Here is an 18,771-nt window from a genome sequence, read left to right on the forward strand (position 1 = left end):
TAAGCGTTTTCATTGTTGTTGTGAACAATTTGTGAAGGTTTGAACATTAGAATATTTTAGGAAATCGTAAAATCAATAATAAAAAATGAATATTAAGTAAATCGACTTTTTAGACTGAAAATTACTTAACGTATAATATCCCCGTTTTGTCGGCGGACTCCCTTATCGACAATACGGACTGATTTCTAAAGTTTATCCGAAGTCATTCCAAGATCGTTAGTCCAGAAAGAATTGGTTTCCCTATCTTTTTCAAATTGTCATTGGGACTAAACGGTATTGCTTTTCAAAAGTTAGATTAAAATGAGGTTGATAGATTTGAATGTTTGATCATTTTTTTACAATACAATATATTGACGGCTTCAATACATGATGGATTCTTCATTAAGAAGGATCGCTTTTTCTTTGCGGCATAATCTTAAGGGAGAGCGGGTGTCAGATACCGATTGATATTCGGAATTTAAAGACTAATGACTCATTTACAAACTATTCAGTTAAATACATAATTAGGAAGATTATGAAGAAGGAGGGATTATATGTATAGAAAATCACTAACAGTACTATTAGCTGCGGGTATGGTTCTATCAACTGGTACAGTATTTGCACAAACTAGCGGAGCAATAAATGCCCAGTCTGACACAGCTTTTGATAACAAAGTTATCAAAAAAATTAGTGCGGACAATATGTATAATACGATTGCCTATCTATCAGAGCAACCGAGAGCTGCTGGTACAGAAGGGGAGCTCCGTGCAGTCAAATACATAGAAAGTCAGTTTAAGAGTCTTGGTTTCGAAACAAGGGTTCAGCCTTTTCCCATCTATGATACGGTGCAAAATGTAAAAGTGAAAATTGGTGACAGTGATTTAGGAGGAACACCGCGTGCCCTTAGCGGCAGTATCAGCGGAAAGGTAACGGCCGAACTTGTTAATGTTGGAAAAGCAAAGCCAGAGGAAGTTGGAGAAAATGTATCCGGGAAAATTGCACTAGTTGAACGTGGGGACATTACCTTTGTTGAAAAGGTTCAGAATGTCCTAAATAAAGGAGCGGTTGGCGTTTTAATGTACAACAACTCACCATCAGGAAATAATTTCGGACAAGTATCAGCGGGGCAAAATATACCTGCTGTAGCCATTACCCAAGCCCAAGGGTTAGAGTTGGTCGAACAGCTTAAAACTAAACAAATCACGTCCACTCTGGAAGTGGGAAAAGCTGAAAGGATCGAAAAGACATCCTACAATGTCATCGCTTCCCTAAAACCAAAAGCCAATAAGGATAATGGTCAAATCGTGACTGTTGGAGCCCATCATGATTCTGTCCCGGGAGGCCCTGGTGCAAACGATGATGCTTCTGGTGTATCAGCTGTTCTGGAACTGGCAAGGATCCTGGCCAAAACGCCAATTGACACTGAAATTCGCTTCCTCACGTTCGGATCTGAGGAAAGAGGGCTCGTTGGATCATCCTTCTATGCTGATTCCCTTCCCAAAGAGGATGTAGACCGCATGGTGGCTCACTTCCAAATGGATATGATAGGCGGACGTGATGCTGGCGAGGATAATCCTGCAGGTGGTTTGATTATGTATACCATTGATGGAATGAAAAACCTTGTGACGGACCTGGGTTCCTCAGCAGGGGCCAGAACGATGGATGTTGCGATTCCTTATGGACAGCTGGGCAGGAGTGACCACCAACCATTCCATGAGCTTGGCATTCCATCCGCCTTGTTTATCCATTCCCCTGTAGAGCCTTGGTATCACCAGCCTACAGATACACTGGATAAGATATCGAAAGAAAAATTGCAGCAAGCAGCTGAAATTGTCGGTGCCAGTGTGTATCAAATTGCCCGTCCGGAAACTCCGGCATTAACAAATGCACGTGTAGCTCCTGGCACGGTAGACTATGATTTTGATGATCGTCCGGTAGATTAAATACTTCATTGTACAGAATTAAGAGATTAATAATCGATCTTGGAGAAAAAATCAGGAGGGCATCTGTGTAGTTTACAGATGCTCTCTTCTTTTTATCGGCCAGCGCCTTGTGCATAATTTTTCACTATTTCTAAGTTCTAAGTCTAGTGAAAATCCTATATGAAATATGTAATAAAACATACAAGCTTATCCAACTCCAATACTACTTCACAGAAATCCAAAAACAGCTCAAACTTTAAAGGGCGGGCTGTTTTTGGAAATTTTAGGTTGCAAATTAAATCATAACGCTTCCTAAGTCGCAAGTAACATAGCCATGACTAACTGTGAATGAACCAAAGATAAAAATGAGACATACAAACATAATATAAGATGGGTACCCCGTGTCTTCAGGAGGTATAAAGCAAAAACCTATTTAGCTTAAGGTATCATTATGCAAGGCTTTCAAAACTTTTTTAAATAGGAATTATCTAATTCAAAACCACTGAAGCTCCAGTTTAAATTTATAGCAGCCTGTCCTGTTGATCTTGAACCCATAAAACAATCTAATTTAGTTTCACCTTTATTATTGCTATGGATTTTTTCGAGGACTATAACTGGCTTTTGACTTTGACAAATAATTTACTTTAATTGCTTTCATTATCCCCAACAAAAACAAAGGATGGTGAATTACTTAAAAACCGAGTATAACGTACATATTTGTTAGATAAACTGATCATGCCTTTTATAAGCCCAACTATTCAAAAAAGGTAAGAGCATACAAGTAGCTCTTACCTCCCTTAAATTTTCCCCTGTTACTCTTCCTTGCTTGCTGCCATATTCATGCTTGCTTCGACATTCTCCTGGCTGATGGTGGTGAATGGTAAATTTCGTTTTCCTGTGAAATTCTCACGCAAGTCTTTGACATCAATTCCCGAAGATGCTTTTAATGACTCCTGCAAAGATGCCATTAAATCCGTTGCATATCCAGTCACTTTATTAGCTCCGCCATTCGCACCGCTTCCGCCTGTGTCCACTACAGTGATCTTGTCTATATTACTAAGCGGGCTTGCCACTTGTTTTGCATATTCCGGCAGCATTTTCAAAATCATGTCCATTACGACGGCTTGCCCGAACTGTTCAAATGCTTCAGCTATCTTCTGCTTGGCTTCTGCTTCTGCTACCCCTTTTAACCTGATGATTTCCGCTCCTGTCGTACCTTGTGCCCTTTGGGCGTCCGCTTTTGTAATATTTCTTTGCCCGTTCCATGTCATCCACATGAATTTCGAGGTGAACTAATCTTCCCATGATTACCTCCTAGTTTTGATCAAAACTTTTCCTCTTACCGTAAGTTGATACTTATGTAGCTACATGCCTATGGTGCTTTATTTATATTTTAAAGTCTAAGATGAAGCAGGCTTTTCAATTTGAGTTAAGTCACCTCTTTATTATAGGACACTTGCTGGAATATCTGACAAAAAAGGCAGCTCCCTGGTGGGGGATAGCTACCTTCGTTTACGATTACTATGAAAAGGTAGGAGCGGGGAATTCATCAATTCTCATACGAAGTAAACTATATGGTTTTTCCCGGAGGTCTCTTCCATAATGAAATCTCGCCTGACGATGTAATTGATTCACAATGACATATAAGTATTGATCGGGGCCAATCGAAAAAGTATCCGGCCATAAAATTCTCGGGTCATGTGCGATGGTTTCCATTGCGCCATTCGGCAATATCTTCCGGATACTATTGTTTTCATAGTCTCCCGCATAAACGATTCCTTTTGCGCTGGTGATCATTCCATCAGACGCACCTTTTTCCCCCAAATACTGCACATATTGGGATAAATTCAGGTCCTGTATCATTCTGTCTCTTAGGGCTTCTGTTGAGATCGAGAACAGCTGACGGCTGGTTAGCGGAGCATAAAATAAAACCTTTCCATCAGGAGAAATCGCTAAACTATCGGAAGCCAATCTAAATGGGAAGGTCGAGCCGTCCGGGTTTCGATTCATCAAAATTTCACCTTCTACTTTCGGTAAAAAATAGGGATCAGGTGAAGTTGATATTGCCCCATTTAACCGTCTAAACGCGTTCCCATTTTCTAAATCTACGACGATAATAGCCCCTGGCCCTCTGGAAGAAGAATCCGTTATATATGCATAGCCTGCTCTTCCAACCCGAAAATCCAAACGGACATCATTCAGATAAGTTGTTGGCAAGACAACCTCTTCTGTAAAGGTATATACTCTCCTTATTGTATTCGTGCTTAAATCAACAGCAACTAATTTTGCTCCCCCTTGAATAGGTTCAGAAAAATTTGGTGCTCCTGTATCTAGTACCCAAAGTGTTCCTCTTCCATCAGCAACGATACTTTGGACACTGACGAAAGACATCGTAATATTCCCAGTATTAACTAAATTGGTTTCTACACTGGGATAAGGCTGCAATTCACCCTCAACAATTTCTGCCACAGTAAATTGAACGTCGTCTCCCCATTTCGGAAAGCATACAAAAATACGACCGGTTTCGGAAACGCTGACACCCGTAGGCATAGCCCCATAAAAAGCATGCACCAGTTCAAACTGCCCAAAATATTTTTCCATAGGTAACATAGGTTGCATGATATCCTCCTCATCAAATCCGAACGGATATCACCTATATATGATGAAATTTTTTTGTAGTGCCTGGTTCTTGATAAGTTTTTCTATCGTGATGGATGCTGTGGGTTTATTAGTCCGAGAAACATGGGAGTTTCGATAAAGTGATTCAAACTTCCACTGGCTCTTCAAAGACGGGGAATGAGAGCGTCTGAATTTACGTTTGCAGTCAATTTTAGAATTAACATAAAAACTTTTATGATTTGCTCCCGTCCAGCAGCCTGGTTAGAAAATAAATCTGTCTCCTGCCATAAGAAAAGGCAGCTTCAGCAACCTGCCTTATTGTAGAGTTGACACAAACTGTGAAGTTAAAAGGAAGTGCGAAAAAAACTTAAGTAAAGGGAGTAGTGAGCCTGCTACTCCCTAAGAACATTAAGCATTACAAATCATAAGTACATTACCATCTGGGTCTAAAAAGTTAAAATAAGCAAAATTTCCAATACGTTCTATTTCTTTAACAATGGCTATGTTATTACTCTTGATAAATTGGTAAGCTTCGTCTATATCTTTTGCATAGAAATTAAATAAGACATTATTGGATGGCTTAAATATAAAATTAGGATCAAACGTATGGTCATCTAAAGTTAATCCAGTTTCACTTGTTACAGGAATATTGTAAACAGGTGATTCTACAGAGTCATTATTTCGCGAGATTCCAAGGAGATTGCAATACCATTCAACTGATTTCTTTAAATCTTTAACATGAATAAAAACATTGTTTATTTTACTATTGATAGGAGAACTAGCTATTTTCATTGTTATCCACCTTTCATTGAACCTTACCTAAAGAAATTCAACAAGTTTCAAAAAATTCCTTTAGAAGTTCTTCATAGTTCGAAAACACTGTGCTTGTAGAACTATCTTGCCCCGTTAGTTCATTAAGCGAGCACCACCAGCAAAAAGCGAATTTAAAACGCTAAGGAGATTTGTGTAAAAAATAACCGGGTTCTCACCACGGTAAGGGTGTAACCGGTACTTTTTTCTATAAAGGTTGTTCAACGGACGTAATGATTCTAAGGTAGTAATCCTTTTTTTGATCAAATCGATACTCTAAAAGTTATATTTTGTTAACTTTGTTTCGGTATTTTCTTTCTAATCTCAGCAATGGATAAACCAGATTTCTTTAAGCTTTTAATAGTCTCAACTCTTTCCACTGCTGCTTCTCGAGGGTAACGACGTGTTAAGTTTTCATCTAATTGTTCAAATGGAATTAAATTAGATTCGGTATAATATTTTAATGTACCGTATCTCAAATCAGTTATTCGAGCCAGTTCACCGATAGATATATACTCAGATTTAATGAATAATTATAAAACTAGAAAAACAGGAGAAGAAAAACGAATCGTTTTTCTTCTCCTGTTTTATTTTAGGGACTATTAGACAGCCCCTTTTCTCAATATTAGTATTCTCATTCATAGAAGCACAATTATAGAAAGCTCGGGTAGAATACTTGCAACCAAGGTTAAACTAATAAAACTGTAAAATGAGTAGGTGTTAAAAAGTCTGGATGTCCTTTCTTGATTTCATGTGTTTATTGGGAAGTTTCCCAAAGTACCTAATAATTAACAAGTACTAAAGTATTCACTATTTCTTAAAAGATTAAAAATATAAACTATCTGAAGTAGAGCATGAACTGTAGTATTTCCACTTCAAAAAGTGCACAATGATGCATGGGGCTCTTGATAATGATCATTTTAAAAGTAAAGCCTATCCATTTTTTTATATGATATCCAATATCTATTTGTCAATTATTAGTCTTTATATTTCCCTCGTTTTGTATTGTAGTATGAATGGTAAGCTTCATTTCTAGATTGGGATAATATTTCTTTCGCCAGTCCTTCAATTCCTCATAAGGAATTTTATTTCTGTAGTATTGCCCCAAACCAAAGACATCTGTTTCGTGCTTTTGAAATCGTTTCAGCATTCCATCAAAACGCTTTGCCATCACCTTTTCCAGCTCTTTTTTTATTATTGCATTGGAAACTTTTCCTCTTCTCTCTTGAATAACTACATCTAAACGAATCGTTGAGAACATATATGGAATATGATTTCTTAATTCTCCTTTATGAAAACCTGTATTTCCAACAATCATGATGGTTGCATGTTCCATTACTTCTACCCTTCCCTTCATACTGTTCCCATGAAAGGCATTAAAAAGGAGGGTTTCTTTAGGATCCATTTTAGAAACGATTTTTCCTTTGTTCATCACTGCAGAACCTGCATATGTAACTGGCGTATTTTCCCCTGATCTGACCATAGGAATTGCTACATTTTGAGTGTAGGAATTAAGAGCCCGATAAACATGCCATAGACGTGTTAAAGATATTTGTGGAGTCCAACCTGCATATTTCTCAAAAAATTCATAAAGATTTATCCCTTTTTCTAGATTTTTTTTGAGTGTTAAGAAAAAAGTATCTATATTATCATCACATATTGCGATTATTGTTTTTGAAGATATTTCACGAATTCTCATAAACGTGTTAATCGGTTCTTCCATCCCTCCTTCTTCTACTAATTTTCGATCAAATATGATTACCCTTATGTGCAATAAGTCTACACCGCTTTCCATATTAGTTCTAATGTCCTCTACAGCCTTTAAAATGGTTAATCCTGTTCCTTTGACAATTGTCTGTTTCTGAACACCCTCTGAAGAGATAGGAATTTGAAGTAAGACTTTGAATTTTTCTCCTTCTTTAGTAATTCCCATTGCAATCGGAAAGGCTCGATGATTAATGTCTTTAATATCCCAGCAACCACTTAATGGCATTAATATACATAGACTAAGTACTAGTTTAGAACAAATTATAATACTTCTCATGATAGTCTTTTTCTCCTTACACCGATGAGGAATATAATTAAAGGGAGTACGATTAAAATATAAAAACGGAAAGCAGTATTCCACCATAGCAACTTTTCAGTCTCTTGCCAACTAGGAATACATAAGCAAATGATAAAAATGCTAACAGATAAGGCTACAATATGATATTTTTGCTTTAATCTCGGGAAATATTGATTCATTATTATTGAGGACTGCCATAAAAGTAAGGAAGTGAGCAACATGATAAAGGTAACTAGGCTTAACGCAAAAAACAAGGTAGCCCTGTCAAATATAAGCCATTGAAGCTGAACTTTATCCAATGTGGCTATAAAGGGAAAAAGCAGCGTACTAGCCGTTTCATTTCCAAAGGTTAAAAGAGGTAAATAAACGGATAAGAAAAAAAATGGAATAAGAAAAAAGACTGCTAACATGATTTTTTTAGAGTTATACGATATTTTTTTAGGAAGAAAACCTAAAAATGAAAAAACAATGGCGAAAGAAAAAAAACTTGTATAATAGGGAGGTTGTCGAAAAAAAGAAAAGTCGGTATCCATAATCGGAAAGGCATTATGCCAATCAATGTCTTGAAAGCAAATCAAAAGCATAAGTAAGATTAACGGGAAAAAGATACAGAATATTAATAAGGCTGTACGTAAGATGGTTTCTATTCCTTTTATGGCGATATAAGTTGAAATAACGCTCATTAATGTAATAATTGCCCATGTAGGAGTATTTGCCAAAAAGATAATGTTGGTTACTTCTGCATAGGCACTAACAAGTTCAATAGTAGTTATGACTAAGTAAAGAAGAACAGGAAAAAGTAATGTGAAAGAAAAAGCTTTACCTAATATCTTTAAAATACTAATAATATTCTGTTCGGGAAAATAAGAAAGCCCCTTTAGGTAAAGCGATAAAAACAGAATAAATATGACACATTGAATTAAAATTGGTTCCCAGTGACCTTTGTGTGTGCTGGCAATAATTCTTTCTGGATAAATGAAAAAAATAAGACCAAAATGAGACATTAACCCCATGCATATAACCTGAAGGCTTTTATCCAATTTCCCCTCTCCTCTTAGCTAAACTGGTGTATGGAATTCCAAAAATCTCTCGACTTGCAAAGTAAGCGCTTATGAATACCAGACCGGATAATATGCCCAACACGCCATAGATTGAAGCAAAAATAACAACTACATATTTAAGTAAACGCAGGATTAAGGCATTTTGAAACCCTACAACGGTTGAATTCGCAATTGAGGTTGCTGCTACAATGATAATTAAAAGGTTGCTAACCAGCTTTGCGTCTACTACTGCTTGTCCAATGACAATTCCCCCTACCATTGTTACCGTTGGCCCGATACTGAGCGGAAGCCTTATACTCGCTTCAATAATTAACTCTATAATAAGGAGCATAATTGTAATTTCAACAAAAGGGGGATAGGGTATTCCCTCCCTGCTCTGAGCGATCGATAGAGCCAGTTCAATTTTTAATATCTCAGGATTTACAGCAACAAGGGCCACATAGATAGCTGGGAATATAAGGGTAATCAAAGCACCAAGAACACGTAAAAATCGGATGGCGCCCATAATTGGGTAAGCATAGTTACGGTCATTCGCCTGGACAAACATATCCCATAATAAATGTGGCAGGATAAGCGCAAAGGGATAACCGTCAACGAATAGAATGACCTTACCTTTGTTTAAACCATCTACTGCTTCCAATGGCATTTCTGTGTTATTAAACTGAGGGATAACCTCCCATTTCCGCATACCCATAAAACGATAAAGATGCTGAAGGTAGATAATATTTGTGTGTTGATTCATTTCAATATGTGAAATGATCTTTTTGATCATACTTTTATCTGCTCGGTCATTCAAATAAACTATTGATAAATTCTTTTTTTGATCACTTCCTACCGTATAGGTTTTAACTGAGAGCTGAGCAGTGGAAACTTTTTTTCTCACTATTCCTATATTTGTTGACATATCTTCAATAAAAGAATCTAAAGGACCTTGTAATACGTTTTCATTAGCAGGCGGTTCAATTGATCGAGTCAATTCTTTAGGATGTGGTTCAAATTGCAACATTATATTTTTTTCTTTTGAATAAACAATGAGTTTACCCTGAAGAATAGACTCTATTGCTTCTTCACTATTTATTTCAACACATTTTCTCTTGAAAAGAGTTCTTTTTACTTTTACTGAATGAATCGCTTCACTGGTATCCATATCTTTTTTTAATATTTCTTTTGTTTTTATAAGGTTAACTATTGAATGTAAACCAAGTAAAAGGACTGCTTCACCATCCAAAATAAACGGTTCTATGAAAAAGTCTTCTGCATCTTTAAAAGCCTCATTTATTTCTACTATTATTGGATTCGTGATTTCTCATCTTCCCTTTCAAATTTCATTATTTCTTATTTCATTTTCCCCCTTTGCTTTTGATTTATACAAATATCAAACTAGGTAAAATATGACGTCTGAGATATGTTTTTTAAAGCCACAACCACATATTCGTATTTAGACTTTTTATGAGGTAAATAAGGAAAGACTTAAGGATTCTACTTCACCTTAAGCCTTTTCTTGCCCTATTTTAAAAACCCATCGATATATATTTTTCTTCTAAATATTCTTCAAGGCCTTGATGGCCGCCTTCCCTTCCCATGCCGCTTTCTTTCATGCCGCCAAATGGGGCTTGTGCAACGGTGGGAATGGCGTCGTTGTACCCAATGATGCCAAACTCCAGAGCTTCGGATACTCTGACTCCCCTGCTTATATTCTGTGTGTAAAAATAAGCGGCCAGCCCGTACTCTGTATTGTTGGCAAGCTCGATCACCTCTTCTTCTGTATCAAACGGAATGATTGGCGCGACCGGTCCAAATGTTTCCTGGTATGTGATGAGCATATCCTTGTTCACTCCACCTAGTACGGTCGGTTCATAGAATAATCCATCAGCCAATTCCCCTTCAACTCTTTGTCCGCCACAAAGAAGTCTGGCACCTTTTTCCAAGGCATCTTGTACATGTTCCTCTACCTTTTCCAGGCCATCACTGCTGACAAGCGGCCCGACTTCAACGGTTGGATCGATGCTATTTCCGACTTTTAGAGCTTTTACTTTTTCAACAAAAAGTAAAGAGAAATCATTGATGACAGAACGGTGGACATAAATTCGATTTGCGCATACGCACGTTTGTCCGGTGTTCCTGAATTTGCTTGCAACGGCACCAACTGCTGCGGCTTCCAAATCAGCATCTTCAAAAACGATGAAGGGCGCGTGTCCTCCAAGTTCAAGGGAAAGTCTCTTGAGCTGCGGGGCTGACTTGGTAACCAGCAATTTTCCTACTTCAGTAGATCCGGTAAAAGATATTTTCCTTACTACCGGATTTTCAAAAATTTCATCCGAGATAGGTCCGGCACTCCCTGTTACGATACTGACCACTCCAGCAGGCACTCCCGCCATTTCCACCAATTTACCAAACGCTAACGCACTAATAGGAGATTGTTTTGCAGGCTTGACAATGACTGTACATCCAGCGGCCATGGCCGGTCCCACTTTCCGCGTCATCATAGCCAACGGGAAATTCCAAGGGGTAATGGAAGCAACCACTCCAATCGGCTGGCGAATCACCGATAGCCTTTTATTTGCGGCAGAAGCAGGGATCGTTTCCCCATAAATCCGGCGGCCCTCTTCAGCAAACCATTCCAGGTAGCTTGCAGCAAAATCCACTTCACCCCGGGCTTCCATTAAGGGCTTGCCCATTTCCATACTCATGATTTCTGCTAATTCATCTTTATATTCATGCATAAGGTCATGCAATTTCTTAAGATATTTACTGCGTTCCTGTGCCGTCAGTTTTGACCAGGTTTTAAACGCTTCCTCAGCAGCTGTAATTGCGGCATGCGTTTCTTGGCGTCCTCCACTTGGAATCCTTGCCACAACTTTCCCTGTTGATGGATTTGTTACTGGTAAAGTTTCTCCGTTATGTGCTGCAGTCCATTCACCGTTTACATACATTTTCAGTTCAGTTAAATTGACCAATCCACTAGTTTTTAGCATGAATATGTCTCCTTTTTTCGTTGGATTTGCAAAGCGATTCATTATATACACAAAAAGATTATAGCCCTGAAACTTTTGTTCCCCCGTCAATGTCCGTGTTAATCGAAATCCTTTCATTTTTAAGAACGAATGTATACCCCACAGCAGCAATTAGGCAAATGACTACAGGTATGATCAGGGCTATATTGAAATTATTGAATTTCGCTATTAAGATCCCTGTTGCTACTGGGGCAATCCAGCCAGCGAGGTTCCCCACGAAGTTTTGCAGCCCTGCAAGCTTTCCTTCCGCACCCTTTGGAGCAACATCCGAAACAGTGGCCCAGAGAATACCGGCAGCCAATCCTTCACCGCCGATTGCTATTGAGATATACGTAAGTGCCATTATGGCACTGTCTGTATAGATAGTCGGTATTATGGCTAATGGAAAAAGCATTCCGATGGTTAAAATAGTTTTTCTTGCTTTGATGGAATTCCAACCTCTTTTAATTAAGAAATCCGACAACACACCTCCCAAAATATTTCCCAGAAAGGACATGATCCAAGGTAGCATCGTAAAAAAACCGGCTTTTAAAAGAGTCATTTCCCTTTCGACTACAAGATAAGTGGGAAGCCAGGTCATCATTAAATACGTAAGATAATTATGGGCAAACAAGCCGTATAACATAGGGTAAACACTTCTGAATTTAAAGAATTTAAATGGTGAGAAGTTTAGTGTCTTCGCTTTTTCGGTTTGAGTTTGCTCCTCTTTGATATAGGCTACTTCGGCCTCGTTTGCAATCTTACTTTGCTCTGGATGGTTTTTGAAAAAGAATAACCAGAATGCCAGCCATACAAAACCGATGGATCCAATTACCACAAAGGATGCTTGCCATCCCCAAGCCTGGATGATCCATGCTAAAATGGGTGTCGTTATGCCAATCCCGATAGCTGTACCAGAATTAAAAATCCCGTTTGCAATGCCCCGTTCGTGTGACGGCAGCCAGTCCGAAATAACGCGCGTATTGGTTGGAAACGCTGGAGCCTCTCCGATTCCCATTAAAACGCGAATACCGATTAGTCCGCCAAGCGAACGCCCCATTCCAGTAAACACCGTACAGAGCGACCACCAAACGATGGCAATCGAATACGTTAAGCGTGCCCCCAATTTATCAACGATTACCCCGACCGGGATCTGCATTAAGGCATACGACCAAAAGAACGCTGACCCCAATATCCCGAATTCTACTGCCGAAAGCGAAAGATCCTTCATCATCGAGGGTCCTGCAATGCCAAGAATTGCCCTATCCATATAATTGATTGTTGTTGCGACGAAAAGGAGTACCACTACAAGCCATCTTCCATTGGTCTTTTTCATACGTCACCTCATTAGATAATTATATTCAGGTAGAAAAAATGCTGCGGGAAATCCATGTGTCCGAAAAAAGTTAAAAAGGGGAAACTGATTTGAAATCTCCTGAAATTCCAGGTGATTTTCTAATTGAATGGTTTTTATACATTCACGATGGCCGTTTCTGAACTTTTGGCACTGCTTGTATTTCGATTACCATAATTAAAACCTTCAAAGTCCCCCTCATAAGCCTTCTCTATAATCATTTGGATATCCGATGCCTTCGTCAGCCTTGGATTAACGACCACGTTACCGCTTCGCATGGAATCTTCCACTAATTTCGGCAAAACGTCCAATGAGACTCCAAGCTCTTTAATATTAAGAGGAATATTCATGCTCCGATTCATTTCGATGATGGTTTCGATTGCTTTCTCGGCTGCTTGCGCATTGGATAAACCGCTTACATCCCTTCCTAAAGCTATTGCAATTTCTCTATACTGATCCTCGCATGCCGGCAGGTTGAATCTCATGACGAATGGCAATAGTGCTGCATTTGCGATGCCATGCGGGATATTAAAAACTCCTCCAAATGTATGGGAAATGGCGTGTACATTACCCAGTCGGGATTGCGAAAAGGCTGCACCAGCTAACAGGGAGGCTACAAGCATGTTTTCCCTGCTTTCCATGTCCGTTCCTACAAAGTACGATCGTGTTAAATTTTCACCGATCATCTTCATGGCCTGCATCGCGAAAGCCTTGCTGACAGGGTTGGCAGATTTGGAGGTATAAGATTCAATTGCATGAGTCAGAGCATCCATACCAGTCGCTGCAGTAATCTCTTGAGGCAAATTTAATGTAAGGGCAGGATCCAATATAGCTAGCTTTGGAAACAAAAGTGAACTAAGTACACCTAATTTAAAAGAGGTGTCCTTATTCGTTACCACTGTCGAATTAGTAGCTTCACTGCCAGTTCCAGCCGTAGTCGGGATTGCTATGATCGGGAGCGGAGGATTGGAAATCTTTCCAACTCCTTCATAATCCAGGATATGGCCGGGATTAGTAGCCATTGCCGCAATGCCCTTGGCTGTGTCAATGCTGCTTCCTCCACCTACAGCCAGAACCGCCTCCATCTTTTGTTGCTTAAGATACACTGTCCCCTGTTGGATTGTTTGAGCTGATGGATTAGGTTCTACCTCATCGTAAATCTCAAAAAAAAGGTTTGCCGAAGCAAGGGATTGTTCAATGCCTTGTAAGAGACCAGCTCCTCTAACCCCTTTATCTGTTACGATCAGCACACTCGATACACCTAAATCCTTAATTAGCTCCCCTGTTTTTCCAGATATTCCGTTACCGCACTCCACCCGTGTCGGCATACTATATGTAAAAGGCATAAGAGACATTTTCATCTTCCTCTCCATTTATATTCTATTAGATGGTGAAAACCTTTCCGCCCCGGTATGCTTATCCATCATGAATGGTTATGATGCTTAACCTTCCAGGGACACCATTCCTTTACATGCAATCTATAAAGCTTTTCTAAGTAATTCTTCTAAACTGTGCTGGGTAGGCATTCTTGGGTTATTCCGAATCAGGCGATCGATTTGGAGGGTCTTCTCAGCAATTTCGGGAATATCCTCTTCTTTGATCCCAATCTCCGTCAGCTTTGTAGGCAGTCCAATTTCCCCAAGCAGGGTAAGCACAGCTTTTGAAGCAGCCAAAGCGGCTTCCTTATCGGAGAGGCCATCCGAGTTAACATTGAATGCCTGGGAAATCCTCACCATTTTTTCTGTTTCTACAACTGCATTATATTCCATGACATATGGAAGCAAGAGCCCGGTCACCTCTCCATGCGGCGACTTCACAAGCCCTCCAATTGGGTAAGCCAATGCATGGGCTGCTGCAGTACCTGCATTTGAAAAGGACATTCCAGCAAGCAGGCTGCCCATTAGCATATTGGAACGTGCCTCGAGATTGCTCCCTTGCTGCACCGCAAGCGGCAGGTTTTTTGCAATCAATTCAATAGCTCTGTAGGCGAGTGCATCGCTTATGGGGATTGAACCTTGGAATAAAATGTTTCCTTCTGCCTGGATATATGCAGAAGGTTTGGCTGTGTATGCCTCTATCGCATGTGACAAAGCATCAATTCCGGAACAAGCTGTTACATAAGCGGGAAGCCCTACCGTTAATTCTGGATCAAGCAGAGCAACGGTTGGTCTTAGGTAATTATCCGAGATACCAACTTTCAGGTTATTTTCCACATCGGTCAACACCGCTACAGATGTCACTTCTGAACCGGTTCCTGCAGTCGTCGGAATCGCTACTAGAGGGGCGATTGGTCCAGGAACCTGGTTTTCTCCGCCATAATAGTCCAGGGGATGTCCGCCATGCGCGACCAGCAAAGCGACAATCTTCGCCATATCAATACTGCTTCCTCCGCCAAGGCCAATTACTGCATCAATATCCATTTGAGATTTAGCAAACTTATAACAGTCCATCGCCGAATCTACCGGAGGCTCGGGTACGACCTGGTCATAGATAACTGTTTCGTAATTTGCATGTTCCAACAACGATGAAATTCTGTCTACGATTCCTGCATTTTTGATACCTGGGTCAGTAACGAGCAAGATGTTTTTCGCCTTTAACCTTTGCAGGATTGAATCCAATTGCCCGATCGCCCCGTTTCCAAATACGATTCTTTCGGTAGAATAAAAATCCCATGTATTTCTCATATCCCTTACCTCCAAAGTCTATAGATTGATGACGACAAGTTTTTCGTCTGTCATCTCTTGCATGGCATAATGCGGCCCTTCTTTGCCAATTCCGCTGTCCTTCACGCCGCCATACGGCATGATGTCGGCACGGTATGTAGAAACATCATTGATGATCACACCGCCAAAATGAAGTTCCTGTGTTGCCCGCATGGCTAAAGTGATATCGGATGTAAATAAACCAACTTGTAAGCCGAACTTCGTATCATTGGCCTGACGGAAAGCCTCCTCGATGCTATCGAAAGGAATGATGCTGATCACCGGCGCGAACACTTCCTGGCAGACTACCTTCATTTCCGGTTTCACATCTATTAATATAGTAGGTTCTAGAATCGAATCCCTCCTTTTCCCTCCATATAGCACTTTGGCACCTAGACGCTCAGCCTCCTGAATCCATTCTTCCGCACGCCTTGCTTCCTTCTCGGAAATCATAGGACCAATGTCCGTGGAAGAATCTGCAGGATTTCCGACCTTCAAGCCCTGTGCCACCATGACTGCCTTCTCCACAAACACATCGCAGATATCACTATGAACGTAGATGCGCTGCACAGAGATGCAGGCTTGCCCTGCATTCACATACCCCCGCGTGACACAGAGCTCAACTGCTCTGTCTAAATCAGGGACATCCTTGTGAATGATATTTGGGGAGTTATTCCCTAATTCCAAGGTAACCTTACGAATTCCCGTACTGCTCTTAATGTGCCGTCCTACGCTGGGACTCCCTGTAAAAGTGAACATCGCAATTCGTTCATCCTCCAAAAGGTATTGACCTGTTTCCTGCCCAAACCCGTTGACCACATTCAGAAAACCTGCAGGCAATCCAGCTTCGGAAAAGATTTCTGCTATCTTACATGCAATGAGCGGCGTCATTTCAGCCGGCTTCAACACGATTGTATTTCCCGCTGCCAACGCAGGAGCAACCTTGTGGATGGTGAGATTGAACGGGAAGTTAAACGGGGTGATCGCACCGATAACTCCAACAGGAACCCGGATGGTGAAAGCCATCTTATTGTCGTTTCCAGACTGCCCCAAAGGAACGCCTGTACCGGCAATCCGTTTTGCTTCTTCCGCTGATGCAATCATCGTTTGAATTCCTCTATCGATTTCCCCCCTGGCATCCTTCAATACTTTACCGACTTCCTGAACCAGAATCATCGCCAGCTCTTCTTTTCTTTCTTTCGCGATATCCGCTGCACGCATTAAAATCTCGTAGCGTTGATCGAAATCTAGCTTTCTCGTATTAAAGGTTTCCAATGCATTGGTCACCGCATCAGAAACAATTTCGCGGGATGCCCTGCCAATCCGGGCAATTTCTTCTTTGTTATATTTGTTCATAACAGCGATTGTATGTTGATCGGATATCCATTGCCCATTTATGAAATGGCCATAAAATGCATTTCTTCTACTTAGCGATGTGCTCATTGAAGATTCCTCCTTTGAAAAATAACGATCACATTTTTTCACTTCACAGTTATTTCTGCTAATTCAATAAATTTCAATCAAGAAAAAGGCAAGCATAAAGCGCTTCCATTTTAAACTTAAGATTTTGCCTGCCCATCCATACTCTTTAATTGTTGTTTATAGAATCCTGCTCAAAATAGTATGTAATCATTTCCGAAAATATATCACATAATATATGATTATGTAAATATTTAAAATTAAAAATATTCTGTTTTTCTGAACAAAACCTTAACAATAAAGGGTTTATTGATTTAAATAATATTGATAGATTAATTAATTCATGTTAATTTGAATTATTTTATATATAATTTTGTACAAAACTCACAAATTTAATATATAATTATCAGTAATGAGGATATTTTTTTTTAGCTATCCAGCAAACTATAGGTCACCTTATAAACTCTCTATTCTTGATATCAATATGGTTTCGCCTTATCTTATTGATAAGGGCAACAATAAGAAAGTTACTTCAGTAATAATTTAAGTTGTTACATCTATATGAAATAACACTCGTTCTCATAGAAATTTTTTTAAGTTAGGGGCATTTCGATGATAAAGGAAAAAGAACGCGGGGAGACAACGGAATATGTCTACAATTTATTAAAAGAAAAGATTTTTGAATGGGATTTATCGCCGGGACAAAAAATCAATATCAGCCATTTAACCCGGGAAATCAACATTAGCGCCATACCTCTCAGAGAAGCATTATCTCGTCTGAACTCTGAGAACTTAGTCATCTTAGAACCAAATAAGGGATATCGGGTCAGTGACATATTAGATACTGAAAATATGGCGAAAATGTTGGAGGCCCGGATATTACTGGAGACGCATGCGGTCCGGAATATTATCCGCTTAAATAATGTAAGCGTGACGGAAGAAATGGCCGCGCTTACAGATGAAATGTTTTCCACAAACACAGGTGCTTCCAACAAAAAAATACTAGATTTTACTCATTTAGATCAGCAATTTCATCATGCCATCATGAACGCTGGAGGAAACCCGTTTTTATTTGAAGCATATAAAGGCATGCACTGTCATCTTCATATAGGCCGGTTTTATCACGTCAAAGGTGAGATCGACCAAAAAGACGCACCATCGGAACATATGGAAATCATTGAGGCCATCCGGACAAGGGATGTATACAGAGCCGAGATTGCGATCTCCAGCCACATACAGGATTCCATAGATCGTTTATTGGAGAGAACAAAAAGATAATACTTGGAAGCTATTGAGGATAATCTTCTTCGGATATCAGTCATCGTAATCGCTTTGATCAAATTTCCGGAATATTCAAGTGGGTGTAAACAGACATTCCCATCTCAAATGCTGAAAAAAATAAACAGAATAACATGTGAAAGATTTATGCACCAAGAAGAAAACAAGTGCGATCAAAGGGATGAAACCGAGGACAAAAGAAAAGAAGCCTTTTTATGCTTCTCTTGTTTTGAAAGATGATGGATCGATTGAAAAAAAAAACATTGCTAAATCAAAGTAACAAACTAAAATCCCTATCACAATTGATAGGGATTTTGCCATGAAAGACTATATGCTGAATGATTCGCTGAGTGAATCCACTTACTGCTATAACCTTTTCTGATTTTGATCGCCAAAGAAAAGAAAAAGTATATGTGAAATACCCAAACGAAAGAAATAAAAAATAACGAAAACCCTATAACTAATTTGCCCCTTATAGTTTTTGTAGGTCGTGGGTTTTACTTAATGAAAAAAAGATAGCTTAGAGCACAAAAAAAACGATTTTCCCTTAACGTGGGGCAAAATCGTCT

General features: G+C 39.6%; 15 protein-coding genes and 1 pseudogene. 3 read left to right on the forward strand and 13 right to left on the reverse strand.

Annotation, left to right across the window (positions count from 1 at the left end; genetic code table 11):
- Positions 1-533 precede the first annotated feature (533 nt).
- Positions 534-1,922 carry a M28 family peptidase gene (locus tag MKX49_RS12640; protein WP_340876638.1) on the forward strand — a complete coding sequence of 463 codons (1,389 nt, stop codon included), beginning with the start codon at positions 534-536 and terminating at the stop codon, positions 1,920-1,922.
- 441 nt (positions 1,923-2,363) lie between these two features.
- On the opposite strand, the gene MKX49_RS28440 is transcribed toward MKX49_RS12640, so the two are convergent.
- From MKX49_RS28440 to MKX49_RS12700, 13 genes and pseudogenes are all read right to left on the reverse strand, one after another.
- Positions 2,364-2,540, reverse strand: a complete 177-nt coding sequence (locus MKX49_RS28440) for a DNA methyltransferase (protein WP_445670164.1) — start codon at positions 2,538-2,540, stop codon at positions 2,364-2,366.
- 173 nt (positions 2,541-2,713) lie between these two features.
- Positions 2,714-3,148 (reverse strand): annotated as a pseudogene (locus tag MKX49_RS12645) (flotillin domain-containing protein); the annotation flags it as partial.
- Positions 3,149-3,422: 274 nt separating this feature from the next.
- Positions 3,423-4,520, reverse strand: coding sequence for an L-dopachrome tautomerase-related protein (locus MKX49_RS12650; RefSeq protein WP_340876639.1), 1,098 nt, complete (start codon positions 4,518-4,520; stop codon positions 3,423-3,425).
- A gap of 408 nt (positions 4,521-4,928) precedes the next feature.
- On the reverse strand, positions 4,929-5,312 hold the full coding sequence (locus tag MKX49_RS12655) for a VOC family protein (protein WP_340876640.1): 384 nt from the start codon (positions 5,310-5,312) through the stop codon (positions 4,929-4,931).
- A 311-nt stretch (positions 5,313-5,623) separates the two neighbouring features.
- Positions 5,624-5,857: a helix-turn-helix domain-containing protein gene (locus MKX49_RS12660; protein ID WP_340878537.1), complete on the reverse strand. Its 234-nt coding sequence runs from the start codon at positions 5,855-5,857 to the stop codon at positions 5,624-5,626.
- 443 nt (positions 5,858-6,300) lie between these two features.
- Positions 6,301-7,374, reverse strand: a complete 1,074-nt coding sequence (locus MKX49_RS12665; RefSeq protein WP_340876641.1) for a Ger(x)C family spore germination protein — start codon at positions 7,372-7,374, stop codon at positions 6,301-6,303.
- The gene (locus MKX49_RS12670; protein WP_340876642.1) at positions 7,371-8,435 is read right to left on the reverse strand and encodes a GerAB/ArcD/ProY family transporter; all 1,065 of its coding nucleotides are present in this window, start codon (positions 8,433-8,435) and stop codon (positions 7,371-7,373) included. The genes MKX49_RS12665 and MKX49_RS12670 overlap by 4 nt, the downstream gene beginning before the upstream one ends.
- Entirely contained in the window at positions 8,428-9,759 is a 1,332-nt protein-coding gene (locus tag MKX49_RS12675; protein ID WP_340878538.1) for a spore germination protein, read from the reverse strand. The genes MKX49_RS12670 and MKX49_RS12675 overlap by 8 nt, the downstream gene beginning before the upstream one ends.
- A 208-nt stretch (positions 9,760-9,967) precedes the next feature.
- On the reverse strand, positions 9,968-11,431 hold the full coding sequence (locus MKX49_RS12680; RefSeq protein WP_340876643.1) for an NAD-dependent succinate-semialdehyde dehydrogenase: 1,464 nt from the start codon (positions 11,429-11,431) through the stop codon (positions 9,968-9,970).
- A gap of 58 nt (positions 11,432-11,489) precedes the next feature.
- Positions 11,490-12,785, reverse strand: coding sequence for an MFS transporter (locus tag MKX49_RS12685; RefSeq protein WP_323599664.1), 1,296 nt, complete (start codon positions 12,783-12,785; stop codon positions 11,490-11,492).
- Positions 12,786-12,919: 134 nt separating this feature from the next.
- A complete protein-coding gene (locus tag MKX49_RS12690; RefSeq protein ID WP_340876644.1) occupies positions 12,920-14,164 on the reverse strand; it encodes an iron-containing alcohol dehydrogenase in 1,245 nt (414 codons plus the stop codon).
- Positions 14,165-14,281: 117 nt separating this feature from the next.
- A complete protein-coding gene (locus tag MKX49_RS12695) occupies positions 14,282-15,487 on the reverse strand; it encodes a hydroxyacid-oxoacid transhydrogenase (protein ID WP_323599662.1) in 1,206 nt (401 codons plus the stop codon).
- 18 nt (positions 15,488-15,505) lie between these two features.
- Complete coding sequence (locus MKX49_RS12700; protein WP_340876645.1) at positions 15,506-16,948, reverse strand: aldehyde dehydrogenase family protein; 1,443 nt, start codon at positions 16,946-16,948, stop codon at positions 15,506-15,508.
- Between the two features lie 588 nt (positions 16,949-17,536).
- On the opposite strand from MKX49_RS12700, the gene MKX49_RS12705 reads away from it, so the two are divergent.
- Both MKX49_RS12705 and MKX49_RS28445 read left to right on the forward strand, forming a co-directional pair.
- Positions 17,537-18,202, forward strand: a complete 666-nt coding sequence (locus tag MKX49_RS12705) for a GntR family transcriptional regulator (RefSeq protein ID WP_057215460.1) — start codon at positions 17,537-17,539, stop codon at positions 18,200-18,202.
- Between the two features lie 136 nt (positions 18,203-18,338).
- Positions 18,339-18,482 (forward strand): topoisomerase C-terminal repeat-containing protein, encoded by a 144-nt coding sequence (locus tag MKX49_RS28445; RefSeq protein ID WP_445670126.1) that lies wholly within the window; start codon positions 18,339-18,341, stop codon positions 18,480-18,482.
- Positions 18,483-18,771 lie beyond the last annotated feature (289 nt).

This window comes from Peribacillus sp. FSL M8-0224 (genome assembly GCF_038003055.1).
In the GTDB taxonomy this organism is placed as follows: Bacteria; Bacillota; Bacilli; order Bacillales; family DSM-1321; genus Peribacillus; species Peribacillus frigoritolerans.